The sequence below is a fragment of the uncultured Tenacibaculum sp. genome (genome assembly GCF_947504135.1).
In the GTDB taxonomy this organism is placed as follows: Bacteria; Bacteroidota; Bacteroidia; order Flavobacteriales; family Flavobacteriaceae; genus Polaribacter.
Map to the genome: position 1 here is coordinate 645,996 of NZ_CANNGG010000001.1, position 23,678 is coordinate 669,673.

The following is a 23,678-nucleotide window of genomic DNA, read 5'->3' on the forward strand; positions in this document are numbered from 1 at the left end:
TACGTAAGCGTTGAACCTTTTGTTACAAAAAAGATGTTTTTTTGAAATAATTTATTTGATTGTTCAGTTTTGGTTAACTTTGTAGGTTAAAAAAGAAAAAGTAAGTGACCTTCTTTTAAATACTGTGTCTTACTACTATAACTAAAAGAAACTAACTATACTGCCCCTTGGAAAGTATTGATGTAACAATATTAAGCGACGAAGAATTAGTGCGTAAAATAGTAGAAAAAAATGATACTCATTTATTTGCTGTTTTATACGACCGTTATGCTGGTGTGGTATATAACAAATGTTATGGTTTCTCATCAAGCAAAGAAGAAGCACAAGATTTAACACATGATGTGTTTATTCGTCTATTTGTAAAATTGAGAACTTTTAAAGAAAAATCGAAGTTTTCTACCTGGTTATATTCTTTTACGTACAATTTTTGTGTAAACTACGTACAAAGAGACAAAGAAAAGAAACGAGAAAAAGTAACTGTAGCAACAGACGAAATAAAAGAAGAAAGCAATATTGAAGATATTGATGATGCGACACTATTCGAGTTAAAGTCAGACAAATTAGCTAAAGCACTCGAAATGATTTCTCCTTCAGAAAAAATGATTTTATTAATGAAATATCAAGATGAAATGAGCATAAAAGATATTTCTGAAGGGTTAGAACTAGGGGAAAGTGCAGTAAAAATGCGCTTAAAAAGAGCAAAGGATAAAGTAGTAAAAGCGTATAATGAATTGTAATAATTATGGATAATCCGTTCAAAAAAATATTACATAACGAAGAGTTGCCCGAAGTACTTAAGAGTAAAGTGCTTAATGACGTGGCAATGATAAAACTATCCATAGACATGGCTGACTTATTTGTTGTTAAATACCCGAGCACCATTATCGATTTAGTAGGAGGAGGAAAAGCGAAAGAAAAAAAAGACGAGACTAATTAATTGAACCAAATATAGAATACTAGTTATGAATTTTTTAGAAATAGATATTTTACAGCCTTTTAAAGATATTTTTCAAGAAATTATAAACACGCTACCAATGGTAGCAATGTTTGTTCTTTTTGTGATTGTTTCATGGTTAGTAATAAAGGTATTTTTATATATAGTTAGAAAAGCACTGGCAAAGACTAAAATTGATGAATGGTCTAAAAAATTACGAAAGACAGAGATTTTTGGGAATAGTACCATAAACATTGTATTAACCAATGTGATTCTGGCTGTATTAAAGTGGTTTTTAATTTTTGTTTTTGTTATGGTCGGAGCTGAAATGTTTGGTTTAAAAGTCGTTTCAGAAGGGATAAAAAGTTTCTTTGCTTATCTGCCTAAATTACTAACAGCATTAGGAATTTTTGTAGCAGGTGCTTATTTAGGTACTATGGTTAAAAAAGCAATTCAATCAATGTTTAAGTCGCTTGAGGTATCAGGTGGAAATTTAGTAGGGAACATAGCTTTTTATTTAATAGTTGTATTTTTATCTATAACAGCATTAGATCAAGCAGGAGTTGATACTTCAGTAATAAAAAGTAATGTAACATTATTGATTGGATCAGTGCTTTTAGCTTTTACTTTAGCCTTTGGTTTTGGTGCAAGAGAAGCTGTTGCTAGATTACTTTACGGATATTATTCTAGAAAGAACATAGAGATAGGTGCAAAGGTTGTTATTAACGATGTAGAAGGTGTTGTTGTGGCGATCGATAATATTTGTGCAACTATAGCTACAGTTGAAGGGAAGATTATTTTTCCAATAAAAGATATAGTTGATAGTAAAATAGTTATAAAAAATTAGTAAAAATTTAACATTTTTTTATATCTTTGGGAATGATAAAAACACTGTTTTTTACAGTGCGATAGATTTCGGGGGACTTCTATCTAACAATGAAGAGAAATCTTTATGAAAGAAGGTCACGAAAGTGACCTTTTTTTATTTATATAATGTGACTTTTACAGATAAAATGTATCTAAACATATAGAGAATAATAGATTTTGGAGGATTTCTATCTAATGCAAAGAAAAAGGCTATCAGATTTCTGATAGCCTTTTCTATTTATAATATAGTTTTACTCAAAAGCTAGATGTAAAAACACCCCTCTGGTACCTAAGTAATTAATAGGGTCTGTCCACTGAGAAGCTTTGTTATCGTATTTAACTTCGTTATTTATAGCAAAAACACCTCTTATTGAAGGAGAAAATTTAAAGTAACTTAAGTAAAAATCTACTCCAATACCAACTTCGTACATAAAGTTGTTGGTTGTTGTTCTAAATTCTCCAGCAAAATTATCATCGCTATTTCGTTCGTTACTCGAAAAATTATGATCGTACGAAACTCCACCTATCACATAAGGTCTCATGTTATTAAGTCTGTTTGTGCTAAATTTTAATAATAAAGGTAAATGTAAGTATGTAGCACCAACTTCACGCGTAGTTATGTTTTCTGGACCAGATATATGATTGAAACGTAATGTTTTGGTGTTAGACATTAAACCAGGTTCGAAACGAAGATTTATGTTGTTATGCAACCTTAAATCAGCAATTAAACCAACATTAAACCCAACAGACGACTCTACTTCAATTTCGGGATTGTTAATACTACTTGGTTTGTAGCCTATTTTGTAACCATTATTATTAGCTCCTAAATAAAAACCGTAGTGAAAAAGAGGTTTATCAAAACTAGGAAGTTTCAATATTTTTTCTCTTTGAGCTTGAGCAGCAATTGAAACTGCGAAAATTCCGAAAAGTAAAAGCCTTTTTAACATACTATTTTAAAGCGGTATAAATTGATGCAACACCAAAGGTTACAGGTATATTCTTTGCATTCTTAAACCCATTTTTTTGCAAAATATTGTTGAAAGCCTCTCCAAAAGGAAAAGAATTTGCCGTTTCAGATAAATACGAGTAAGCAACTTTGTCTTTTGAAAAGAGTTTACCAATTATAGGTAAAATAAAATTAGTGTACAGTTTGTATCCTTGCTTAAAAGGAAATTTAGTAGGGTTTGAGGTTTCTAGCACCACAAATTTACCTCCAGGTTTTAGTACACGAAGTATTTCGGTTATACCTTTATCTAAATTTTCAAAATTTCTAACGCCAAAAGAAACTGTAATAGCATCAAAAGTGTTGTCAGGAAAAGGGATGTTCTCACTATCTCCAACTACCATTTCTATTTTGTTTGATAAGTTAGCTTTGGCAACTTTTTGTCTTCCTACTTGTAGCATTCCTTCAGAAATGTCTAAGCCAACAATTCTATCAGGTTTTAATTGCGACATCATTAAGGCTAAGTCACCAGTACCAGTGGCAATATCTAAGATTTGTTTCGGATTATTTTCTCCTACTAGTTTTACTACTTTCTTACGCCAACTAACATCTATTCCAAAAGAAATAACACGGTTTAACCCGTCATAATCTTCAGAAATATTGTCAAACATTTTAGCAACTTGCTCTTTCTTTCCTAATTCAGAATCTTTATATGGTTTGATGTTTTCAGACATGTTTTTTGTATGGTTTACGGTAAATTATCCGTTAATAGCAACTACTTCGTTAATTTGATTTGGTAGCATTTCTTTTAGCATGGTTTCAATACCATTTTTCAAGGTTACTGTTGAAGACGGACATCCGCTACATGCTCCTTGTAAAATAACGCTTACTCGTTTGCTTTCTCCGTCGTATGACTGAAAAGCAATGTTTCCTCCATCTGAAGCAACAGCAGGCTTGATATATTCATCTAGAATATCAACAATTTTAGTTTCAACATCAGTTAAATTCTCTTTAGGAATTTCAACGTTTTGTTTTGTTTGTTGCTTTGGTAATTCAGTAATGATTTCTTTACCTTCTTGAATAAAGTTGCGAATAAATGTACGAACCTCTTGGTAAACTTCATTCCATTCAATCATATCGTATTTTGTAATAGAAATATAGTTTTCAGAAATGAAAATTTCTTTTACAAAAGGAAAATTGAATAAGGCTTGGGCTAGAGGAGAAGACTTGCTAGCTTCTTCAATATTTGTAAATTCAACATCAGTTTGTGTTAACGCTTTGTTGGTTCCGAACTTCATTACAGCTGGATTCGGAGTAACTTCTGCATATACTTCAATAGCGTCTTTTTTAGTAGTTTCTTCTTTAACTACCGAATTTCCACTTTGAATATAAGCTTCAATTTGTTCTCTAACTTCTTCTTCAACATCCTCCCATTGTACGATATCGTATCGTTGAATTGCTATAAAATTAGCAGTTACTAATACTTTTTTTACAAATGGAAGATAAAAAAGTTGTTGAGCTAAAGGTGAGTTTTTAGCTTCGTCAATATTGTTGTATTCATAACTACCACCGTTCACTAAAATTTTGTTGCTAACAAACTTTAAGATGGTTTCGTTATTGGTTTCTTGTATGTTTATTTTAATAGAACTCATAAGTTGTAAATAAGGAGCAAAATTAAGGTAAAAAACTGAGATATGGATATATAAAAAATCCTGCATAAAGCAGGACTTTTATATCATGTTTTAAAGAATTATAAACTGAATGTTACAGTTCCTGAAATTCTTGAGGTATTGTTATTAATTGCTAAATCGCTATTTTGGTAAATTGTATAATATTCTTTGTTTTTCGATTTGGTGTAACTTAAGTCAATCTTGATATTGCCAAAGTTATATCCTAATCCAGCAGAGAAACCTTGTATGTTATCATCGTCAGTATTACCCCCTAAAAGTAAATTAGGGTCTTTTTCGTAATGGTATCCACCTCGTACGCTCATGTTATCAAAGCGCCATTCGGTACCAATATTTAAAGCATGAGTGTTTCTATAATTGTTAGCAAAATTAGTGTTAGTATTTGAGAAGTTACCACCACTATATTTTATGTTTTTAAAATCTTTATAGGTGTAGTCTACACTAATTAATCCTTTTTTACCTATTACATAAGCTCCACTTGCTGTAAACCTACTTGGAGATCTGAATTTATACAAATACGATTCAGGGCCTATTATATCAAGATCTTCAGGGATACTTAAGTTTTCAACTCTCTTCATTAAAAGTTCATCATAATAATCTTCTAAAACTTCTTGATACCATGTAGGTGATTCATAGGCTAAACCAAATCTAATATTTTGATCGAGTTTATAGATAAAACCTAGACCAATCGAAAAACCTGTTCCTTGTATATAACTTTCTGTATAGTTTTCTACATCTAATACGTTTCCATCTATATCATCATTTATCTCATTGAACAAATGCTCTCTGTAAAATTCTAGATCATGAAAGTTTAAAGATGCACCAACATGCAGTTTGTTTTGATGTACAGATGAGAACCCTACACTAAATACACTCGATTTTCCGTCAATATAACTTGAGTTGTATTGGTCGAGACTTCTATCAAACTGAGTTTTTATTACTTTTGGATCGGCAACGTGTTCGTTATAAATTAAATATTGACTATTACCTTCTGCAGCATGGAATCCGCTAAAATCTTTTTTGATTCGGTAATTAAAAGTCAACGCAAAACGATTCCAATTAGAGTTCAGTGCAGAATCAAAAGATAAAATCCCACCAGCTTGCGTTATGTTGAAAAAATCATCTTCTGTATTGGTAGTATTTCCATAGTATTTGGAAGTGTATTCTGTATTTCTATTACCCAAAGTAACACCAAAGGTACTTTTAATAGCTACAGCACTACCTGCAGGGTTAATTCCGAAGGAAGAGATATCGCCTCCTAATGCTCCGAAGGCACCACTCATAGCCTCAAAACGAGCGGTTCCGTAGTTATCGTCTTTAGAAAATAAAACTCCTAAATCATTGTAGTTTAAAGATTGAGAATAGGAAGTGTATGTGCTGGCAACACCAATTGCAAGAGCTAAAATTCTTTTCATGTGTTTATTTTTTAATTATCTTCTAGGGCTTCTTGAACTTGAACTATTTCTAGAAGAATTATTTCGTATACTCCTAGATGGTGTAGAATAACTACGAGAAGATCTGTTAGAAGATCTTGAATAACTTCTGTTATTCCTTGTATTGTTACTACGAGAAGCATATTCTTTTTTACTACGGTTATTAGACCTTGTGTAGCTACGAGAATTTCTTGTCGGAGTAGATTTTTTTATACTTCTGTTTCTGCTACTATTATTAGTGTTGTAGCTTCTAGAGTTTCTTGTAGATCTGGTTACACTTCTGTTGTTGTATGAGTTATCATTATGGTTTCTTACAGCATGCCCTCTAGAACTTCTACTCCTGGTGGTACGTGGTGTGCTTCTGTAGTTTCTGTTAGAGCGAGTTCCGCTAGAATTGTAACTTCTAGTTCTAGTAGAACGGTTTATGTTCCTGTTGTTCGATCTGTTACTTCTTGTATTATATCCTCTAGTGTTCCTTGTAGAGCGAGTGTTTCTAGAACTACGATAAGTTCTGTCGTTACTTCTTCTATATACATCAGAAGAGCGTCTTGAAACAGTTGTTCCTCTACGACCAGTAGTATAGCCTCTTCTAGAGCTAGAAGCTACTCTGTTGTTTCTGTAGTAGTTAGCGCCTCTGTAAGGTCGGTAATAACGGTTGTTGTAGTATCTGTTATGATAATAAGGTCTGTAATAATTGTATCCGTAATAAGGAGAGTTCCAGTAAGAACCGTAATAAAAACCACCTACACCAACGTAAAATCCAGAATTCCAGTTATGATAAGGATGCCAGTGGTGGTTGTAGCCCCAATAGTTATAATAACGAGGTCTCCACCAAGGTCTGTAATAATTATATCCATAGCCATAGTAAGAGTCCCAGTACCAATCATTGTGGTAACCCCATCTAGGATATGTATTGATGTTTATAACTACATCGCTATTGCTGTTATACCCCCAAGGTTCATTACTGTTATAAGTAATTCTTGTTTCGGGCTCATCTTCATAAATAACTTCTTCGTCATCATAATAATCGGCATTCTCAGACTTATAGTTCTCTATATCGGTAAAAATATCTGTTCCGTTTAAAGTACCTAAACGTTCAACTTCTTTGGTAAAGTAATTTTCTTCGTAATCATCATATTCTCTTTCGTCAACAATAATTACTCTACGTTCTGGTTGTTCAATATCGTCTGCATAAATTCCATCCTCGTAACCAACAGTTGTTTGTGTGGATCCGCAAGAAACAAACGTAGCTACCATTAGAATTGATAGAATAGAAAGAGGGAGTTTGGTATTGGTGTAATGGAACTTCATGACCTTAGGTTTTAGTTAATGCAAATTATTTTTTATTGAGTAGCAAAAATTAATTTCTTTGTTGGGCTTGTTACCTTATTTAATGTAGTTTTGCATACACAATTTACGCATAAAAAATAACAATATTTATGCCAAACTTTTGAATATGAGCAAACATTTAACAAAAAGAGACGAAGATTACTCGAAGTGGTATAACGAATTGATTATCAAAGCTGATTTAGCTGAGAACTCAGCGGTTAGAGGATGTATGGTAATTAAGCCCTACGGATTTGCAATTTGGGAGAACATGCAAAAAGAGTTAGATAGAATGTTTAAAGAAACAGGACATCAAAATGCATATTTTCCTCTTTTTGTTCCCAAAAGTTTGTTTGAAGCTGAAGAGAAAAATGCTGAAGGTTTTGCAAAAGAGTGTGCGGTAGTTACACATTATCGTTTGCAGAATGACCCTGAAAGAGAAGGAAAGCTTCGTGTAGATCCTGAAGCAAAGTTAGAAGAAGAGTTAGTAGTTCGTCCAACTTCCGAAGCAATTATTTGGAATACTTATAAAGGATGGATACAATCACATAGAGATTTACCATTATTGATTAACCAATGGGCGAATGTTGTACGTTGGGAAATGCGTACACGTTTATTTTTACGTACTGCAGAATTTTTATGGCAAGAAGGTCATACAGCACACGCTACAAAAGCAGAAGCACTAGCTGAAGCAAAACAAATGCAAGAAGTATATGCAACTTTTGCAGAAGAGTTTATGGCAATGCCAGTGATAAAAGGTGCAAAAAGTGAGAGCGAGCGTTTCGCAGGAGCTGATGATACCTTAACTATTGAAGCGTTAATGCAAGATGGAAAAGCGTTACAAGCTGGAACATCACATTTCTTAGGTCAGAACTTTGCTAAGGCATTTGATGTAAAGTATACGTCAAGAGAAGGGAAACAAGAATATGTATGGGCAACATCATGGGGGGTATCAACTCGATTAATAGGTGGGTTGATTATGACACACTCTGATGATGCAGGTTTAGTATTACCTCCAAAGTTAGCGCCAATCCAAGTAGTAATCGTTCCCATATATAAAGGAGAAGAGCAATTAGACGCTATTTCTGAAAAGGTAGATGTAATTGTAAATGAATTACGAGCTAAAGGTATATCAGTAAAATTTGACGATAGAGATACTTTTAGACCAGGAGCTAAGTTTGCAGAATACGAATTAAAAGGGGTGCCTGTAAGAATTGCTATGGGGGCTCGTGATTTAGAAAATGGTACAGTTGAGGTTGCACGTCGTGATACTTTTGAAAAACAAACGGTTTCTAGAGAAGCGGTAGTGGATGTTGTGGCTAACTTATTAGAAGAAATCCAAGAGAATTTGTATACTAGAGCATTAAACTATAGAAACGATCACATCACAGAAGTAAATACATTTGATGAGTTTAAAAATGTGATAGAAAACAAAGGAGGATTCGTTTCTGCTCATTGGGATGGTACTATTGAAACAGAAGACAAGATTAAAGAATTAACAAAAGCAACCATAAGATGTATTCCTAATAATGCAAAAGAAGAGGAGGGAACATGTGTGTTTACAGGTAAACGATCTACTAAAAGAGTGCTCTTCGCTAAGGCTTATTAAAAAAAATAAAAAAAAGCTTTGTGTAATAAAAAACAGTTTCTATATTTGCACCCGCAATCGCAAAATAGATTGTTTTGGTCCGTTCGTCTAGGGGTTAGGACGCCAGGTTTTCATCCTGGTAACACGGGTTCGATTCCCGTACGGACTACAAGTTCTTAAGCTTAGTTTTAGAGAAAAATAAAACTAATAAAAAGATGAAAATTATTGCAAATAACGAAAAGAGTTGTATATTTGCACCCGCAATCAGAAGGATTGTTTTGGTCCGTTCGTCTAGGGGTTAGGACGCCAGGTTTTCATCCTGGTAACACGGGTTCGATTCCCGTACGGACTACAAGTTTTTTATAAACAATTAACGAATTTAGTACAATGGCAAATCATAAGTCAGCATTAAAGAGAATCAGAAGTAACGAAGCAAAGCGCTTAAGAAATAAATATCAGCATAAAACAACTCGTAATGCTGTTAGAAAATTAAGAGCTACTGAAGATAAGAAGGAAGCAGAAGGAATGTTTTCGACTGTTGTGTCTATGTTAGATAAATTAGCAAAGAACAACATTATTCATAAGAATAAAGCAGCAAACTTAAAGTCAAAGTTGGCTAAGCACGTTGCAGCTTTATAAGAGTTTTAAGGTTAGTTAATAGTTAAAAACGCCTCGATATTTATCGAGGCGTTTTTTTATTAAATTAAAGTTTACTTTCCGTTTTGATACGGTGGCATCTATATGTTTTATTTACTTATAGTAACCATCAGCTATAACAACTAAATCAATAGATTCGGCTTTCTTAATATATAATATTATTAGCTGCTTATTTGTTACATTAGTTGAGTCTATTACAGGATAGAATTGGTCTAGTTTTAGATTGTAAAACCAAGCTTTACTGTTGATGATTGCGTTGTTGGAGCTGATATTAGTTGCTTTACCATAAATTTATCTCTTTGTTGTAACATGAGACAAAGGGAAGGTATTTATATAGTATTACCAATCATACTTTTTATGAGCATCTAAACGGATAAAGATGAATAAGAGTAGTGTGAAGCCCCATAACGAAGAACCACCATAGCTAAAAAAAGGTAAAGGGATTCCTACGGTAGGAAATAAACCTATTACCATACCTATATTTACAGCAATATGAAAAAAGAATATAGAGGCTACACTGTAACCATATATTCTTGCAAATTTGTTTGTTTGAACTTCTGATAGGTATACAATTCTATAAAGAAGAGCCATAAACAAAATAATAACTAAAGAGCTTCCTATAAACCCCCATTCTTCACCTACTGTACTATAGATATAATCGGTGTGTTGTTCAGGAACAAAATTACCTTGTGTTCTGTCTCCTTGTAAAAAACCTTTTCCAGAAAGACCACCAGAACTAATCGTTTTTTCTGATTGAAAAGAGTTGTATCCAATACCTTTATTGTCTTGAACTTTTCCTAATAAAATGTCAAATCTATCTTTTTGATGTTGCTCAAGAACGTTATTGTAGGTGTAACTTATACCTATAATAAACAAAGTAGTAAAGAGATATGAACTAAGTATTTTTAATGCGTTAAAACGGAAAAAACGCTTGTCTTTATAAATTCCGTAAAGTGTGGCAAGTGTTATAATTAATAAACAAGAAATTAGAACCCATTTAGCCCCAAAAGACACGGTTAAAATAAATAGAATAATGGTTGTTGCTCCGAATAAGATATAGCTTAGTGTAAGTCCTTCTCTGTTTAACACAAAAAAGAACGCAAAATAAATTAATACTGACCCCATATCAGGTTGTAATGCAATAAAAAATGCGGGTAAAAAAATGAGGACAAAGGCTTTTGCTTGATTTTTTAATAATTTAAGGTTGTATTGTCGATCACTCATCAATTTAGCTAAGGCTAAAGCAGTGAAAGCTTTTGCAAATTCAGAGGGTTGCAGTCCAATTCCTCCAAAATTATACCAAGAGGTTGCTCCATTAATTTTTTTTCCAAAAACCAAAACACCAGCTAGTAGTACTAATGAGACTATATATAAAATACTTGCAAATTGTTCATAAAACTTGGAGTTGAAGAACAGAATAAAAATAATCACAGGAACACTCAATCCTATAAAAATAAGTTGTTTTCCATACTTTGTTGAAAAATCAAATAGTTCTCTAGATTCTTCTGTTGAAGATGCGGCATAAATATTCATCCATCCAAAGCCAACTAATATGATGTACAACAATACAAGTAGCCAGTCAATTCCTGCAAAAATATTATTTCGTTCTTGTCGCAATTGTATCTGTTTTTTGGATTAGTAACTGATTATCGTATCGTTCTTGAAGGCTTAAATTAATCATTCTATCTTCTACATGTTTTCTTGTAACTTCACCTTTTAAATACTTTTCAATTAAAAGACTAGTAATTGGTGCTGCAATTGTAGCTCCGTATCCTCCATTTTCAACAAAAATGGCAATGGCTATTTTAGGATCGTCTTTAGGAGCAAAAGCAACGAAGATTGAATGATCTATCAACTGAACTTTTTTTCCATTAACTCTAATAAAGTTTTCAACGGTACCTGTTTTTCCGCACATTTCAATTCCTTCAACTCTACTTCTTCTTGCGGTTCCTTTAATAAACGATTCATGCATAGCTTCAATAGCTATAGGAAAATGTTGTGGTGCAACTGTTGTATTTCTGCGTGTAGTGTAGGTTGAATCTAAACGAACGTTTCCTGCAATCTTTTTAACAATATGAGGGGTGTAATAATAGCCTTTGTTGGCAATTGCAGCAGTCATGTTTGCTAGTTGAATAGGGGTGGTTTCTACTTCACCTTGACCAATAGAATTTGAAATAGTGGTTGTTGCTCCCCATCTAAAATCATAACTTCTATCGTAGAATCTTCCATCAGGAATTCGTCCCTTTTGACCAGAAGGTAGGTCATACCCTAAATAATTTCCTAAACCAAAACTTTTGGCATGTTCACTCCAAGCATCAGTACCAATGGTTGCGTTTTCGTATTTATCGACAATTTTTCTGTAGGTGTTAGCAAAATACGTGTTACATGATTTAGCAATAGCTGTTTTTAAACGAACAGGACGACCAACAATATTACAGTGACAGCCCATGAATTCGTTTGGTCTTCTACCATAACGATAACCATGATTACAGAAAAAACCTGAGTTTTCATCAATTACACCTTCTTGTAGGCCAATTAAACCTGTAAGTATTTTAAAAGGAGATCCTGGAGCGTACATTGCTTGTAGACCTCTGTCAAAAGTAGGCATATTAATACTGTCTTTAAACAACTTAACTGAATTAGGAGAGCGTTGTCTTCCTACTAACAAGTTAGGGTCATAAGAAGGAGCTGTAATCAATGCTAAGATCTCACCTGTTTGAGGTTCAAGAGCTACAATGCCGCCTCTTTTTCCTTTCATTAGTAATTCTCCATATTCTTGTAATTCACTATCAATAGTTAATGTTAGGTCTTTTCCAGGTACCGCTAAAGTGTCATACATTCCACCTTTAAAGGAACCAGTAATTTCATTTAGGTTGTTTCTTTTATAATACCTCTTACCTTTTATTCCTCTTAACTCTTTTTCGTATTGCTTTTCTACACCTAATTTACCTATTAACTCTCCTTGTTCATAGTATTCGCTATTTTTTGCAATATATTCACTGACCTCACTAATAAACCCAAGAACATTGGCAGCAGATTTTACAGGGTAGTTTCTGATAATACGTTTTTGAATATAAAAGCCTTTGTATTTAGGTAATTTTTCTTGAAGATAAGCGTAGTCTTCTTTGGCTAATTGCTTTAAAAATACAGATGGTAACCATCTTGCGTAATTTTCAGCTTTAGAAAATCGCTTCTTAAAATCTTCTTTATCTATTTTTAAAAGACTACAAAACTCTAAAGTATCAAGTGGTTCTACTTCTTTTGGAACAATCATCACATCATAAGATAATTGATTTGCGACTAGTAATTTTCCGTTTCTGTCGTATATATAACCTCGTTCAGGGTAATCATACTCAACTTTAATTGTAGCGCTATGAGTTAGACTGTTTTCACTTCCTTTCATGATTTGTAAGTGAAACAATCTGGAGATATAAATAATTCCGATAAGGGTAATTAAAAATATGAGTAAAAAACTTCGTTTCATGTCAGCTTTTTCCTAAATATAAAACTTCCTAAAAAATACAAGAGTAACGTAAAAACACTAGAAAATAGTGTGTTGATAAGCACGTTAGTGAAATTGTAAAAGCTAAAGTTAGTTAAACTAAACAAGATAAAATGATGAATAAGTGTTAAAATAGCAGTGTAGTTAAACACCTTATCAAAAGATTCGTGTCTTAAGTTAAAAAGTTGATAGTCTGTAGTAGTTTTTTTAAAGATGATTTTGAATAAAAATATTCTAATGTAAGCTATAAACAAAGTAGCAAAAGTATGTATACCTCCAGAGTCAGAAAATGCATCTACCGAAAGTCCTAATAAAAAAGCTGTAATTAGAATAGGAAAACGATTTTCTTTTATAGGATATAGAAAGATAAATACAATGTATATATAAGGGTTTACATATCCTAAAAATAAAATATTGTTAAGAACAAGTACTTGTAGTAACAAGAGAAAAACAAATAAAAGTATTAAGTAAATAGTTCTATTCATTATTGTTTTCTAAATTTTTAATTTCTTCTTTATGAAGATTTGTTACAACATAAATGTACCCTAAGTTAGACATGTCGTTAAAAAGTTTAATGTCAATACTGTTAACGGCAGATAATTCTTTAGGAGTTTTTATGATAGTGCCAATAGGGATTCCTTCAGGGAAAATAGTAGATCTACCTCCTGTAATAATTGTGTCACCTACTTGAAATACTGCTTGACGAGGAATATCAGTTAACTGAACAATATTATAATCTTCACCATTCCAAACTAATGTTCCGTAATGATGATTGTTTTTAAACTTAGCATTAATGTTACTTTTAGAGTTTAAAATAGATTGTACTCTAGCAAAATTATTAGATACATTATCAGTAATTCCAATAATACCTTTACTGTTAATTACAGCCATTTCTTTTGCAACGTTGTCGTTTTTTCCTCTGTTAATTGTTATAAAATTATCCGTTTTACTATAGGAGTTCTTGATGATTTTTCCAGAAGTGTAAATGTAATCAGGATTCAATTTAACTGTGTCAATAGCCTGATGACTCGAAATACTGTCAAAATAACTGTTAAGTCTTTCTAATTTATTTTTTAGAGATAGGTTTTCTTCAACTAAAACTGAATTTTTCTCTTTTAGGCTAAGGTAATCCGATAAATTAGATGATTTTTGATATAATCCACCAGTAATAAAATTAGTAGAACTAATAAATTTACTTTTATGAAAAGAGTGGTTGTTAATGATTAATGCAACAGCTATAATTTCTAGAAATAGAAAAAATAAGAAGAACTTATACTTCTGAAAGAAATAAATAAGCTGTTGCATAAATAATCATTCAATTTTATTTGATTAATACTGTTTTGTATTTCTCTAGGTTTTTTAACGCAATACCAGTACCACGTACAACCGCACGTAACGGATCCTCTGCAACGTATACAGGTAAATCTGTTTTTCTAGACAAACGCTTGTCTAAACCTCTTAGCATAGAACCTCCACCAGCAAGATAAATACCAGTGTTATAAATATCGGCAGCTAATTCAGGCGGAGTTTTAGACAATGTTTCCATTACAGCATCTTCGATACGTAGAATAGACTTGTCTAAAGCTTTAGCAATCTCACGGTATGAAACTTGTACTTGCTTAGGTTTTCCACTTAATAAGTCACGACCTTGCACCATCATATCTTCAGGTGGATTGTCTAAATCTTCAGTAGCAGAGCCTATTTGTAGTTTTATTTTTTCAGCGGTAGTTTCTCCAACATATAAGTTGTGTTGGGTACGCATGTAGTACATAATGTCGCTAGTGAATAAATCTCCAGCTACTTTTACTGATTGATCACATACAATGCCAGCCAATGCTATAACAGCAATTTCTGTAGTACCACCACCTATATCAATAATCATGTTTCCTTTAGGTTCCATTATGTCTACACCAACACCAATAGCAGCAGCCATAGGTTCAAAGATTAAATAGATTTCTTTGGCGTTCATGTGACGACCAGAATCGATTACCGCTCGTTTTTCTACTTCAGTAATTCCTGAAGGAATACAAATCACCATACGTAATGATGGTGGAAAAAGCCTCTTTTTGATAGCAGGAATTTGTTTTACAAATTCCTTAATCATTTCTTCAGAAGCTTGAAAATCTGCTATGACACCGTCTTTTAACGGACGGATGGTTTTGATATTTTCATGGGTTTTTCCTTGCATTCTACTTGCTTCATGACCCGTTGCAATAATTTTACCAGTTAGCCTATTACGAGCAACAATAGAAGGGTTATCTATAACAACCTTACCATTGTGAATTATAAGTGTATTGGCAGTACCTAAATCTACTGCAATATCTTCTGTCATGAAATCGAAAAAACCCATAAAGATTTCGTTATTTATATTTATTTTAATGTATTCTCACAAATCTAATAAAAATCTGTGGGTAATTTACATTGAATATGCTTAATGTTTAAAATGTCTAGTTCCAGTAAAAACCATTGCTACACCGTTGTCGTTACAATAATCGATACTTAACTGATCTTTGATAGAACCTCCTGGTTGAATTACACTTTTTATTCCTGCTTTATCTGCTATTTCTACACAGTCTGGGAATGGGAAAAATGCATCACTAGCCATAACAGCTCCGTTTAAATCGAAGTTAAAACTTGTTGCCTTTTCAATGGCTTGTCTTAAAGCATCAACTCTACTTGTTTGACCAGTACCTCCAGCTAATAATTGCTTATCTTTTACTAAGATAATTGTGTTAGATTTTGTGTTTTTACATAACTTAGATGCAAATAACAAGTCCTCTAACTCACTTTCTGATGGTTTATTGTTGGTAGGGTACGATAAATCTTCTAATTTATCGGTAATGTAGTCTTTATCTTGAACTAACACCCCGTTTAAAGCAGTTCTAACTGTTTGTTTTGGCAATGCTATTTCTTTTTGAACTAAGATTACTCTGTTCTTTTTACCTTTTAAAATTTCTAAAGCATCAGCATCGTAAGCAGGTGCGATAACAACCTCACAGAATAATTTGTGAATTTCATCTGCAGTAGCTTTGTCAATTTTTGTGTTTGCAATTAAGATTCCTCCAAATGCAGAAACAGGGTCACCTGCTAAGGCATCAACATAAGCTTGGTGAATTGTTTTACGCTGTGCAAAACCACAAGCATTGTTGTGTTTTAAAATAGCAAATGTAGGATCTTCGCCTTTGAATTCTTCAATCAAGTTTACAGCAGCATCAACATCTAATAAGTTGTTATAGCTTAATTCTTTTCCGTGTAACTTATCAAACATCGCGTCTAAATCGCCAAAGAAAAATCCTTTTTGATGCGGATTTTCTCCATAGCGCAACACTTTTGAAGTTGTTTCGCTAGCTTTATAAACAATTTCGTCTTCGTTAAAATAGTTGAAGATAGCGGTATCGTAGTGCGAAGAAATATTAAAGGCTTTTGCAGCAAACTTTTTTCTGTCGCTTAACGTTGTATTTCCGTTATTTTCAGAAATAATGTTTAAAAACTCTCCGTATTGTTCCATTGAAGAAACAATTACAGTGTCTTTAAAGTTTTTAGCAGCTGCACGGATTAATGAAATTCCTCCGATATCAATTTTTTCAATAATATCTTGTTCAGGAGCACCAGAAGCTACTGTTTTTTCAAAAGGATATAAATCTACAATCACTAAATCTAACTGCGGAATGTTGTATTCTTCCATTTCAGAAACATCACCGTCATGGTCTTGTCTGTTTAAAATACCACCAAAAACTTTTGGGTGTAATGTTTTAACACGACCTCCTAAAATTGAAGGGTACGAAGTAACGTCTTCTACAGGTACAACATCAACCCCTAAGTCGTTGATGAATTTCTCTGTACCACCAGTAGAGTAGATAGTAACACCTAGTTCGTTAAGTTTTTTTACGATAAGCTCTAAACCGTCTTTATGAAAAACGGAAATTAATGCTGATTTAATAGTTTTTGTATTGTCCATTATTGTTGTGTTGTTAAGCTTGCAAAGCTAGTAAAACCCTAGGGCTTACACAATAAAATTTTAAGTTTTGAAAAGTAAAAAACGCCACCAAAATTATTTTTTCTGGTGGCGCTTTCATACAACAAATATGAAAAAAGAAAATATTACTCTGCAGTTTCTAAAAAGTTACGAAACCAAGTAGTAAATTTTTCTAGTAAAGATTGTTGAGATGCTGAACGAGCATTAGCATTACCTAACGCTGCATAAGAAGGATGTTCTCTATTGCTCATAATTAAGGGGATTAAATGGGGTTTACTATAATAACGTATCAAATAAAATAAAAAAAATACTAATAATCAAATGATTATCTAAAAAATTAGATAAAACTTGCTACTTTACTACATACATACTCTAATAAAACCTCGTCTTCTGGGGTAAATGGGTTAATAGTATGAGAATCAATATCTATTTGACCAATGTTTTCTCCGTTTACAAAAATTGGAATTACAATTTCTGATTTCACCTTCCATCCGCAAGAGATATAGTTGTCTTGTTCGCTAACATTTTGAACTACAAAATTTTCATTGCTAACAGCAACTTGACCACAAATTCCTTTTCCGAAAGGGATAATTGTATGATCTGTTGGCTCTCCATTAAATTGTGCTAGCTTTAGTTCTTCTTTATCTCCGTTTCTAAAGTAAAAACCAACCCAATCGTAGTAAGCAATTTCCGAAGCTAAATAATCGCAGATTTGTTGTAGTTTTTCTTCTTTTGAAGAAGTATTATTAACTATTGTGTCAATATTATTTTTTAATTCTTGTAAATTCATTGTTTGTGTTTCTTATCTTGTTCGTAAAGAGAGTTTAAAGCTTACAAAAATAGTTGTATGAATTGTGATAAAAAATAGATATTTTTAAATTTTGTACCTTTGCTGAGCATGAATAAATATATTTCTAAAATAGCAGCAATATTCTTAGCACTAGTTGTATTACTATCTACATTCTCTTTTAATGTAGAAAAGCATTTTTGTGGTGATTTTTTAGTAGCAATTTCTTATGTAGGAAATGTAGCTAGTTGTGATGATGTAGAAGAGGACGGCTGCGAGAGTAAAACAATAGAACCATCGTGTTGTAAAGACGATGTAGAGCTTATAAAAGGGCAAACTCAAATTCAAAAATCGTCTGTAGAAAAAATAACCTTTATAAAGGTTGCTACAGCGGTGACTTCATATGTTTTTAACAGTCTGTTATTTCAAGACTTAGAAAAACAAATTATTCCACATAAACAGTATGTACCACCTAAGTTATTTTTTGACAGACAGGTGCTTCACGAAGTCTTTATCATATGATTTACAATTCTTACTAAAAAAATAAGAATTGTATAATATAGTATGATGAAATAAATAATGAAAAAAAACTTCATAATCAGTATTTTTTTACTGATTTCTCTATCACTTTTTGCTCAAAAAGAGTTAAAAGGAGTAATAAAAGATAATAATAATTTAGAAATATTTGGGGCGAATGTATATTGGTTAAACACAAATACAGGAACAACCACCAATGAAACAGGAACTTTTAGTATTCCGTATAAAAAGGAGTATAAAAAATTAATTATAAGTTTTGTTGGTTATAAGACAGATACAATAAATGTTAGCAGTACAAAACCAATCAATCACTATTTAACAGAAAGTAATACGTTAAACGAGGTGGCTATTTCAGCCAAAAAAGGCTCAACACAAAGGTCGTATTTACAAACACAAAACTTGGTAACTATTAATAGTGATGAGTTGTTAAAAGCCGCTTGTTGTAATCTGTCAGAAAGTTTTGAAACTAATCCGTCAATAGATGTTAATTTTTCTGATGCGTTAACAGGTACAAAACAAATTCAAATGTTAGGATTAACAAGTCCGTATTTGTTAATTACCCAAGAAAATATTCCGTCAATTAGAGGAGCAGCACAAGCATTCGGATTAACATTTACACCTGGGACTTGGGTTGAAAGTATTCAAATAACAAAAGGAGCAGGAAGTGTTGTAAATGGTTTCGAAAGTATTTCAGGTCAAATAAATACAGAGCTAGTAAAACCATCTACCAATCATAAGTTTTACCTTAATGCTTATGGAGCTTTGGGAGGTAGATTAGAGTTCAATGCCCATTTCAATCAAAAAGTGAGCGAAAAGTGGCAAACAGGGTTGTATGTACATGGAAACTATAGAGGAGAAAAATTTGATAAAAACAAGGATAACTTTTTAGACAACCCATTAGCAGAACAAATTAATGTGATGAATCGTTGGCAATATACCGATGCCGAAAAAGGTTGGGTAAGTTTTATCAATTTTAGATATTTAGACGATTCAAAACAAGTAGGAGAAGTTGGTTTTGACCCAGAAGTAGATAAAGGATCAAATACTGTTTGGGGAAGCGAAATTAAAACTAAACGTTTTGATACTTCTGTAAAAGTAGGTTATGTGTTTCCTGATATGCCATTTCAAAATATGGGCTTTCAAGCAGCATATAGTAACCACAAACAAGATTCGTATTTTGGATTGAGAGATTACAACATTCAGCATCAAAGCTTTTATAGCAGTTTTGTGTTTAGCTCTATTATTGGAGATACTCGTAATAAGTTTAAAACTGGTGCTAGCCTTACGTATGACAATTACGAAGAGTTTGTTAGTGAGCTGCTGTCCCCTAATTTTAATAGAAAAGAGAATTCTGTAGGAGCTTTTTTTGAATATGCTTATGACAATGCAGATAATCTTAGTGTTATAGCAGGCGTTCGATTAGACCATCATAACTTGTTAGGGACTTTTGTAACACCAAGATTGCACATGCGTTATGTTCCTTGGGAAAGAGGAGTATTAAGAGCTTCTGTAGGAAGAGGAAAACGAAGCGCGAATATTTTTGCAGAGAATCAACAATTTTTTGCTTCATCACGAGCAATTACTATTGAAAGTTCAGGTGGAAATATTTATGGCTTAGACCCAGAAGAGGCTTGGAATTACGGAGTATCGTTTTTACAAGGATATAAACTATTTGGTAGAAAAGGAGATGTAACATTCGATTTTTATCAAACAAATTTTTCAAATCAGGTAGTAGTCGATTGGGAAAATCCACAAGAAATTTCTTTTTATAATTTAGAAGGAAAGAGTATCGCAAATAGTTTCCAGATAGAAATGAATCAAAATATAATCCCTTATTTTAATACTCGATTCTCTTATAAGTTTTATGATGTTTCTACTGATTATAAATCAGGAAACTTAGCAAAAGCATTACAAGCTAAACATCGTTTTTTTGCCAATGTATCTTACGAAACTAAAACAGAAGAAAGCGATGCCAGTTGGAGGTTTGATGTAACCTATAACTGGATAGGAGAGCAACGACTCCCTAATACCAATAACCAGTTGCCAACATATTCAGATAGCTATAACTTATTAAATACGCAAATAACAAAAGTGTTTTCAAAAAAGTTTGAAATGTATGCTGGAGCTGAAAATATTACAAACTATAAACAAAAAAATCCTATACTGGGAAGTGATAATCCATTTGGTGCAAATTTTGATACTACTATTGTATATGCACCAGTTTTTGGAAGTAACTTCTATGCAGGGTTACGATTTAAAATAGATTAATTCAATAAATTAAAAATCAAGAACACATGAAAAATATATTTTTATTAGCAGCTGTTTTATTATTAAGCACATCAACATTTGCTCAGAAAAAGAATGCAAAAGTATCTTTTGAAGTAGACGGTGTTTGTATGATGTGTAAGCAGCGTATAGAAAAAGCAGCGTTAAAAACCAAAGGAGTGAAATTTGCAAAATGGGATGTGAATACTCACGAGTTAAGTTTAATTATTGATGAACGCAAGACCAATACAGAAACAGTTAAAAAAACTATTGCAAGCATAGGACACGATACGAAAGAGTTTAAAGCGCCTAAAGAAGCATATGATAATTTACATGAGTGCTGTAAATATCGTGATGAAGAAGTGAGAGAGGATCATAAAAAACCAAAGAAGTAATAAAAAAATCCCGAGTTAATACTCGGGATTTTTATGTTATAACATTTGTAAAGTGTTAATTTCTTGTTGTGTTAATTCACGCCATCTACCACGAGGTAAATTCTTTTTAGTTAAACCAGCAAAAATAACACGATCTAATTTTTTTACATGATATCCATAATGTTCAAAAATTTTACGAACAATACGGTTTCTACCAGAGTGAATTTCAATACCTACCTCAGTTTTCTTTTCACCCTCTACGTAAGAAACGGCATCAATAAATACTTTTCTTCCCTCAATAATTACATCACCACGTAATTTTTCTAAATCAGCAATGGTTAATTTTTTATCTAAAGAAGCATGGTATAATTTACGAACGTTATGTTTAGGATGTGTTAGTTTTTTTGCTAATTCACCATCATTAGTAAATAATAATAAACCAGTAGTATTTCTATCTAATCTTCCAACAGGGTAAATACGTTCTCTAGCGGCATTTCCTACTAATTCCATTACAGTTTTACGACCACGGTCATCTTCCATAGTAGTAATGTAATTTTTAGGTTTGTTTAATAAAACGTAACGTTTCTGCTCCATAGAAATTAAAGTTCCATCAAAACGAACTTCATCAGTAGGCTGCACTTTGTAACCCATTTCCGTAACTAATTTCCCGTTTACAGAAACACTTCCGTGTTCAATATACGTATCTGCTTCTCTACGAGAACAAATTCCTGAATTAGAGATAAATTTGTTCAAGCGAATTCCTGTATCCTCAGTTTTTTTCTGAGTAGGTTTATTACTTTTTGGTTTTCTGAAATCTTTTTTGAATTGATTTTTTCCTTGAGGATTGCTGTTACGTCCAGCTTGTCGTCCTCTCGACGAGTTTTTTGAATTCATAATTAAATTTTAAAAGTTTGCAAATTTACGGTAATTATTTGGTTTTTAATCTAAAACCTCAACTACTTTATCTACAATTAAAGATTTATCGATAAATAACAAGCTAAAGACTCCTATTAATAATAAGATTTTTAAAATGTTGTGAGCTAATCTATATTGATTGTTTTTTGTTGATTTCCATGTGTAAAAACCAACAAATATTAAGGTAATGGCAGCTAAATAAAAATAATATTTCATGTATTCTATAGCAGGGTAGTTAAATAAAACTCCAATAGGTACTAAAGTTAATACCATTAATAAAATAATTAACTTTTTAGTGTTTCGTTCTCCATATTTAACAGGGAAAGTGTTGTAGTTATTAGCTATAGCTCCTTTAATATTTTCTAAATCCTTCATAAGTTCTCGAATCATGATGACTAAAAAAAGAAAGATAGCATGTATAAAAATTACTTTTGAAAAGTTTTTATAGTGTACAAAAATTATAAAAAAAGGAAGTATGGTTAATACTGTGGCTGTTATTAACCCTATTAACGGATATTTTTTTAGTTTATGAGAGTAGAACCAAATCCCAAAAATATATACAGAAAAGAACAATGCTGCTCGCCATGAAACTAACCATCCGAAGAAAAAACCAATAAAATTTAGTGTAAAATATAACGTTAGTTTTGTTTCTTGTTTTACATAAGAATCTAAGCCTGTTTTTATAGGTCTGTTAATAATATCAGCTTTTTTATCATAAAAATTATTGATGATATATCCAGAAGCAACTACACAAACAGTAGCGATAACTAAGTAGAGTAAATGCCAATCAAAAACTACAGGTTTAACTGATTTTGCATCAGAGAAAATAAAAATAGCAGCCAAATATTGGGCTGCTATTAATACTAGGATGTTATAACCTCTTATGACAGATAAAAGGCTAAATATTTTTAAGAAAAATGTATTGTTTTTAAATGTACTCATAGTAGCATTTTAAAAGCGATACACTAATTCTAATTTATAATCTTTTAAACTGTTTTTTGCTTTTTCGTAATCTTCAGTAAATCCTAAGATGTAACCTCCACCACCAGAACCACAAAGCTTTAAATAGTAATCGTTGGTTTGTATGCCTTTTTCCCATACTTTATGAAAAGCAGTAGGAATCATAGGTTTAAAGTTAGCTAAAACTACTTTTGATAGTTTTTTCACGTTACCAAACAACGATTTTACGTTTCCCTGTAAAAAATCTTCAATACAAGCATCTGTATGTGTTGCGAACTCTTCGCTAATCATTTTTCTGAAACCTTCGTTTTTCATCTTATTCATAAAGATATTTACCATTGGTTCAGTCTCCCCAATTTGCTCAGAATCTAATAAGAAAACAGCTCCTTTTCCTTCTTTTTGTGAAGGGATTCCTGCTGGTTCAATATGTTCTTTTGAATTGATTAAGATAGGTAAACTTAAATAAGAGTTTAAAGGATCTAACCCAGAGCTTTTTCCATGGAAAAAAGACTCCATCAATGAAAAAATTTGTTTTAAAGTTAAAAGCTTGTTTCTCGTTAGGTTTTCTAAAATTGTAATTTTATCATTAGCGTACTTATCGTAAATAGAAGCTACTAAAGCGCCAGAACTTCCAACTCCGTACCCTTGAGGTATTGAAGAATCGAAATACATTCCGTTATCAATATCACTTTTCAAAGAATCTAAATCAAAAGATACTAATTCAGAATTTAAGTTAGTCAAATAACTATAAAACTTCGCTAAGCTTTGATTTGACTTCTCAGCTTCTCCAGTTAAGTTTTTTGCAGATTTTAACGCTCCTTTATAAGAACTAAAAGGTATTGCTAATCCTTTAGAGTCTTTGATAATTCCATACTCTCCAAAGAGTAATATTTTTGCGTAAAATAAGGGTCCTTTCATAGGTGTTT

Annotated in this window: 24 protein-coding genes and 2 tRNA genes; 10 read left to right on the plus strand and 16 right to left on the minus strand. The window is 32.2% G+C overall.

The genetic code is table 11. The annotated features are described in order from the left end of the window. Positions 1-167 precede the first annotated feature (167 nt). Genes Q0663_RS03060 through Q0663_RS03070 form a run of 3 tightly spaced genes read left to right on the plus strand, consistent with a single transcriptional unit; the run spans position 168 to position 1,781 of the window. On the plus strand, positions 168-737 hold the full coding sequence (locus tag Q0663_RS03060) for an RNA polymerase sigma factor (protein ID WP_299006129.1): 570 nt from the start codon (positions 168-170) through the stop codon (positions 735-737). Between the two features lie 5 nt (positions 738-742). Then, positions 743-937, plus strand: coding sequence for a hypothetical protein (locus Q0663_RS03065; RefSeq protein WP_274633731.1), 195 nt, complete (start codon positions 743-745; stop codon positions 935-937). A gap of 25 nt (positions 938-962) precedes the next feature. Continuing rightward, on the plus strand, positions 963-1,781 hold the full coding sequence (locus Q0663_RS03070; protein WP_299006132.1) for a hypothetical protein: 819 nt from the start codon (positions 963-965) through the stop codon (positions 1,779-1,781). Between the two features lie 271 nt (positions 1,782-2,052). Here Q0663_RS03070 and Q0663_RS03075 read toward each other — a convergent pair whose 3' ends face one another. The 5 genes from Q0663_RS03075 to Q0663_RS03095 all read right to left on the minus strand — a co-directional run bounded on the left by Q0663_RS03075 (position 2,053) and on the right by Q0663_RS03095 (position 7,176). After that, on the minus strand, positions 2,053-2,748 hold the full coding sequence (locus tag Q0663_RS03075) for a porin family protein (protein ID WP_299006135.1): 696 nt from the start codon (positions 2,746-2,748) through the stop codon (positions 2,053-2,055). 1 nt (position 2,749) lies between these two features. Then, positions 2,750-3,478, minus strand: coding sequence for a bifunctional demethylmenaquinone methyltransferase/2-methoxy-6-polyprenyl-1,4-benzoquinol methylase UbiE (gene ubiE / locus Q0663_RS03080; protein ID WP_299006138.1), 729 nt, complete (start codon positions 3,476-3,478; stop codon positions 2,750-2,752). Between the two features lie 24 nt (positions 3,479-3,502). After that, positions 3,503-4,396: a NifU family protein gene (locus tag Q0663_RS03085; protein WP_299006141.1), complete on the minus strand. Its 894-nt coding sequence runs from the start codon at positions 4,394-4,396 to the stop codon at positions 3,503-3,505. 98 nt (positions 4,397-4,494) lie between these two features. Beyond that, the gene (locus Q0663_RS03090) at positions 4,495-5,847 is read right to left on the minus strand and encodes an OmpP1/FadL family transporter (RefSeq protein WP_299006144.1); all 1,353 of its coding nucleotides are present in this window, start codon (positions 5,845-5,847) and stop codon (positions 4,495-4,497) included. 15 nt (positions 5,848-5,862) lie between these two features. Next, on the minus strand, positions 5,863-7,176 hold the full coding sequence (locus tag Q0663_RS03095; RefSeq protein WP_299006147.1) for a hypothetical protein: 1,314 nt from the start codon (positions 7,174-7,176) through the stop codon (positions 5,863-5,865). 145 nt (positions 7,177-7,321) lie between these two features. On the opposite strand from Q0663_RS03095, the gene proS reads away from it, so the two are divergent. The 4 genes from proS to rpsT all read left to right on the plus strand — a co-directional run bounded on the left by proS (position 7,322) and on the right by rpsT (position 9,418). Next, positions 7,322-8,800: a proline--tRNA ligase gene (proS, locus tag Q0663_RS03100; protein WP_299006150.1), complete on the plus strand. Its 1,479-nt coding sequence runs from the start codon at positions 7,322-7,324 to the stop codon at positions 8,798-8,800. 76 nt (positions 8,801-8,876) lie between these two features. Beyond that, positions 8,877-8,948, plus strand: a tRNA-Glu gene (locus Q0663_RS03105). A gap of 111 nt (positions 8,949-9,059) precedes the next feature. After that, positions 9,060-9,131, plus strand: a tRNA-Glu gene (locus tag Q0663_RS03110). 35 nt (positions 9,132-9,166) lie between these two features. Beyond that, positions 9,167-9,418 (plus strand): 30S ribosomal protein S20, encoded by a 252-nt coding sequence (rpsT, locus tag Q0663_RS03115; protein ID WP_028891217.1) that lies wholly within the window; start codon positions 9,167-9,169, stop codon positions 9,416-9,418. Positions 9,419-9,775: 357 nt separating this feature from the next. Here the strand turns inward: rpsT and rodA are convergent, their stop codons facing one another. The 8 genes from rodA to Q0663_RS03155 form a co-directional block, all read right to left on the minus strand. Then, entirely contained in the window at positions 9,776-11,053 is a 1,278-nt protein-coding gene (gene rodA / locus Q0663_RS03120; RefSeq protein WP_299006153.1) for a rod shape-determining protein RodA, read from the minus strand. Continuing rightward, positions 11,034-12,920 carry a penicillin-binding protein 2 gene (mrdA, locus tag Q0663_RS03125; protein ID WP_299006155.1) on the minus strand — a complete coding sequence of 629 codons (1,887 nt, stop codon included), beginning with the start codon at positions 12,918-12,920 and terminating at the stop codon, positions 11,034-11,036. The genes rodA and mrdA overlap by 20 nt, the downstream gene beginning before the upstream one ends. Then, positions 12,917-13,423 (minus strand): rod shape-determining protein MreD, encoded by a 507-nt coding sequence (mreD, locus tag Q0663_RS03130; RefSeq protein WP_299006159.1) that lies wholly within the window; start codon positions 13,421-13,423, stop codon positions 12,917-12,919. Before mreD ends, mrdA begins: the two co-directional genes overlap by 4 nt. After that, positions 13,416-14,243 carry a rod shape-determining protein MreC gene (gene mreC / locus Q0663_RS03135; protein WP_299006162.1) on the minus strand — a complete coding sequence of 276 codons (828 nt, stop codon included), beginning with the start codon at positions 14,241-14,243 and terminating at the stop codon, positions 13,416-13,418. Before mreC ends, mreD begins: the two co-directional genes overlap by 8 nt. Positions 14,244-14,259: 16 nt before the next feature. Continuing rightward, positions 14,260-15,288, minus strand: a complete 1,029-nt coding sequence (locus Q0663_RS03140; RefSeq protein ID WP_274633743.1) for a rod shape-determining protein — start codon at positions 15,286-15,288, stop codon at positions 14,260-14,262. Between the two features lie 81 nt (positions 15,289-15,369). Continuing rightward, the gene (purH, locus tag Q0663_RS03145; RefSeq protein ID WP_299006167.1) at positions 15,370-16,896 is read right to left on the minus strand and encodes a bifunctional phosphoribosylaminoimidazolecarboxamide formyltransferase/IMP cyclohydrolase; all 1,527 of its coding nucleotides are present in this window, start codon (positions 16,894-16,896) and stop codon (positions 15,370-15,372) included. 143 nt (positions 16,897-17,039) lie between these two features. Next, on the minus strand, positions 17,040-17,165 hold the full coding sequence (locus Q0663_RS03150) for a hypothetical protein (protein WP_299006170.1): 126 nt from the start codon (positions 17,163-17,165) through the stop codon (positions 17,040-17,042). Between the two features lie 86 nt (positions 17,166-17,251). Continuing rightward, positions 17,252-17,704, minus strand: a complete 453-nt coding sequence (locus Q0663_RS03155) for a GAF domain-containing protein (RefSeq protein WP_299006173.1) — start codon at positions 17,702-17,704, stop codon at positions 17,252-17,254. 108 nt (positions 17,705-17,812) lie between these two features. On the opposite strand from Q0663_RS03155, the gene Q0663_RS03160 reads away from it, so the two are divergent. The 3 genes from Q0663_RS03160 to Q0663_RS03170 are packed head-to-tail and all read left to right on the plus strand — an operon-like array spanning position 17,813 to position 20,898. Beyond that, positions 17,813-18,223 (plus strand): hypothetical protein, encoded by a 411-nt coding sequence (locus Q0663_RS03160; RefSeq protein WP_299006176.1) that lies wholly within the window; start codon positions 17,813-17,815, stop codon positions 18,221-18,223. A gap of 57 nt (positions 18,224-18,280) precedes the next feature. Beyond that, positions 18,281-20,506: a TonB-dependent receptor gene (locus Q0663_RS03165; protein ID WP_299006178.1), complete on the plus strand. Its 2,226-nt coding sequence runs from the start codon at positions 18,281-18,283 to the stop codon at positions 20,504-20,506. A 26-nt stretch (positions 20,507-20,532) separates the two neighbouring features. Next, complete coding sequence (locus Q0663_RS03170) at positions 20,533-20,898, plus strand: heavy-metal-associated domain-containing protein (RefSeq protein WP_299006181.1); 366 nt, start codon at positions 20,533-20,535, stop codon at positions 20,896-20,898. 36 nt (positions 20,899-20,934) lie between these two features. Here the strand turns inward: Q0663_RS03170 and Q0663_RS03175 are convergent, their stop codons facing one another. From Q0663_RS03175 to Q0663_RS03185, 3 genes are read right to left on the minus strand one after another with little or no spacing between them, the layout of a single operon-like run. Next, positions 20,935-21,771 carry a pseudouridine synthase gene (locus Q0663_RS03175; RefSeq protein ID WP_299006184.1) on the minus strand — a complete coding sequence of 279 codons (837 nt, stop codon included), beginning with the start codon at positions 21,769-21,771 and terminating at the stop codon, positions 20,935-20,937. A 45-nt stretch (positions 21,772-21,816) separates the two neighbouring features. Next, the gene (locus tag Q0663_RS03180; RefSeq protein WP_299006187.1) at positions 21,817-22,734 is read right to left on the minus strand and encodes a geranylgeranylglycerol-phosphate geranylgeranyltransferase; all 918 of its coding nucleotides are present in this window, start codon (positions 22,732-22,734) and stop codon (positions 21,817-21,819) included. A 9-nt stretch (positions 22,735-22,743) separates the two neighbouring features. Further along, positions 22,744-23,670, minus strand: coding sequence for a mevalonate kinase (locus Q0663_RS03185; protein ID WP_299006189.1), 927 nt, complete (start codon positions 23,668-23,670; stop codon positions 22,744-22,746). Positions 23,671-23,678 lie beyond the last annotated feature (8 nt).

What these genes read in the sequence shown, in the direction of transcription:
- Q0663_RS03160 (WP_299006176.1), top strand. Translation starts at nt 17,813, where the DNA reads ATGAATAAATATATTTCTAAAATAGCAGCAATATTCTTAGCACTAGTT.
- Q0663_RS03140 (WP_274633743.1), bottom strand. Translation starts at nt 15,288, where the DNA reads ATGGGTTTTTTCGATTTCATGACAGAAGATATTGCAGTAGATTTAGGT.
- Q0663_RS03155 (WP_299006173.1), bottom strand. Translation starts at nt 17,704, where the DNA reads ATGAATTTACAAGAATTAAAAAATAATATTGACACAATAGTTAATAAT.
- Q0663_RS03165 (WP_299006178.1), top strand. Translation starts at nt 18,281, where the DNA reads ATGAAAAAAAACTTCATAATCAGTATTTTTTTACTGATTTCTCTATCA.
- Q0663_RS03075 (WP_299006135.1), bottom strand. Translation starts at nt 2,748, where the DNA reads ATGTTAAAAAGGCTTTTACTTTTCGGAATTTTCGCAGTTTCAATTGCT.
- Q0663_RS03180 (WP_299006187.1), bottom strand. Translation starts at nt 22,734, where the DNA reads ATGAGTACATTTAAAAACAATACATTTTTCTTAAAAATATTTAGCCTT.
- purH (WP_299006167.1), bottom strand. Translation starts at nt 16,896, where the DNA reads ATGGACAATACAAAAACTATTAAATCAGCATTAATTTCCGTTTTTCAT.
- Q0663_RS03150 (WP_299006170.1), bottom strand. Translation starts at nt 17,165, where the DNA reads ATGAGCAATAGAGAACATCCTTCTTATGCAGCGTTAGGTAATGCTAAT.
- Q0663_RS03170 (WP_299006181.1), top strand. Translation starts at nt 20,533, where the DNA reads ATGAAAAATATATTTTTATTAGCAGCTGTTTTATTATTAAGCACATCA.
- mrdA (WP_299006155.1), bottom strand. Translation starts at nt 12,920, where the DNA reads ATGAAACGAAGTTTTTTACTCATATTTTTAATTACCCTTATCGGAATT.
- rpsT (WP_028891217.1), top strand. Translation starts at nt 9,167, where the DNA reads ATGGCAAATCATAAGTCAGCATTAAAGAGAATCAGAAGTAACGAAGCA.
- Q0663_RS03095 (WP_299006147.1), bottom strand. Translation starts at nt 7,176, where the DNA reads ATGAAGTTCCATTACACCAATACCAAACTCCCTCTTTCTATTCTATCA.
- proS (WP_299006150.1), top strand. Translation starts at nt 7,322, where the DNA reads ATGAGCAAACATTTAACAAAAAGAGACGAAGATTACTCGAAGTGGTAT.
- Q0663_RS03175 (WP_299006184.1), bottom strand. Translation starts at nt 21,771, where the DNA reads ATGAATTCAAAAAACTCGTCGAGAGGACGACAAGCTGGACGTAACAGC.
- Q0663_RS03065 (WP_274633731.1), top strand. Translation starts at nt 743, where the DNA reads ATGGATAATCCGTTCAAAAAAATATTACATAACGAAGAGTTGCCCGAA.
- mreC (WP_299006162.1), bottom strand. Translation starts at nt 14,243, where the DNA reads ATGCAACAGCTTATTTATTTCTTTCAGAAGTATAAGTTCTTCTTATTT.
- Q0663_RS03090 (WP_299006144.1), bottom strand. Translation starts at nt 5,847, where the DNA reads ATGAAAAGAATTTTAGCTCTTGCAATTGGTGTTGCCAGCACATACACT.
- ubiE (WP_299006138.1), bottom strand. Translation starts at nt 3,478, where the DNA reads ATGTCTGAAAACATCAAACCATATAAAGATTCTGAATTAGGAAAGAAA.
- Q0663_RS03085 (WP_299006141.1), bottom strand. Translation starts at nt 4,396, where the DNA reads ATGAGTTCTATTAAAATAAACATACAAGAAACCAATAACGAAACCATC.
- Q0663_RS03185 (WP_299006189.1), bottom strand. Translation starts at nt 23,670, where the DNA reads ATGAAAGGACCCTTATTTTACGCAAAAATATTACTCTTTGGAGAGTAT.
- mreD (WP_299006159.1), bottom strand. Translation starts at nt 13,423, where the DNA reads ATGAATAGAACTATTTACTTAATACTTTTATTTGTTTTTCTCTTGTTA.
- Q0663_RS03070 (WP_299006132.1), top strand. Translation starts at nt 963, where the DNA reads ATGAATTTTTTAGAAATAGATATTTTACAGCCTTTTAAAGATATTTTT.